This is a genomic window from Gluconacetobacter dulcium (assembly GCF_014174165.1).
GTDB classification, from domain to species: Bacteria; Pseudomonadota; Alphaproteobacteria; order Acetobacterales; family Acetobacteraceae; genus Gluconacetobacter; species Gluconacetobacter dulcium.
Genome location: NZ_JABEQN010000070.1, coordinates 1 through 746, shown reverse-complemented (window position 1 = coordinate 746; position 746 = coordinate 1). Strand labels below are relative to the sequence as shown.

Sequence of the window (746 nt, the reverse complement as noted above, 5' to 3'; positions counted from 1 at the left end):
TCGGTGATGACGACGCTGCTGGCGCTGGTGTTCGCGGTGCCGCTGGCGTTCGGGATTGCGTTCTGGCTGGTGGAGATGGCGCCCGCGATGGTGGCGGGGCCGATCGGGATGGCGGTGCAGCTTCTGGCGGCGGTGCCGTCGATCATCTTCGGGATGTGGGGCTTCTTCGTGATCGTGCCGGTGATGGCGCATTACGTGCAGCCGTGGGCGCGGGTGCATCTGGGGCATATTCCCGGGGTCGGCATGTTCTTCCAGGGGGCGCCCTATGGCACCGGGATGCTGACGGCGGGGCTGGTGCTGGCGGTGATGGTGACGCCGTTTGTCTGCGCGGTGATGCGCGACGTGTTCGTGGCGATGCCGGCGCAGATCCGCGAGAGCGCGTATGGGCTGGGGGCGACGCGGTGGGAGGTGATGCGCAGCGTGACGCTGCCCTGGTCGCGGCCGGCGCTGATCGGCGGGATCATGCTGGGGATGGGGCGGGCGCTGGGCGAGACGATGGCGGTGACGTTCGTGATCGGCAACACCAACCGGATCGGCTGGTCGCTGTTCTCGCCGGGCAACACGATCGCCTCGCTGATCGCGCTGGAATTTCCCGAGAGCCCGGCGGGGAGCCTGAAACTGGCGTCGCTGCTGGCGCTGGGGTTCATCCTGATGGTGATCTCGTTCCTGACGCTGGCCTGTTCGCGGCTGCTGCTGCGGCGTGGAGGGGCCTGAGATGGGGGGCGCGATGATGGAGGCCGGTGCGG

1 protein-coding gene is annotated in these 746 nt (G+C 68.8%); it reads left to right on the top strand.

Annotated features, from left to right (window positions below; all coding sequences use genetic code 11):
- Positions 1 to 714 (top strand): phosphate ABC transporter permease subunit PstC (pstC, locus tag HLH25_RS19920; RefSeq protein ID WP_182975735.1); only part of this gene is annotated, 714 nt, incomplete at its 5' end.
- Between the last annotated feature and the right edge of the window lie 32 nt (positions 715 to 746).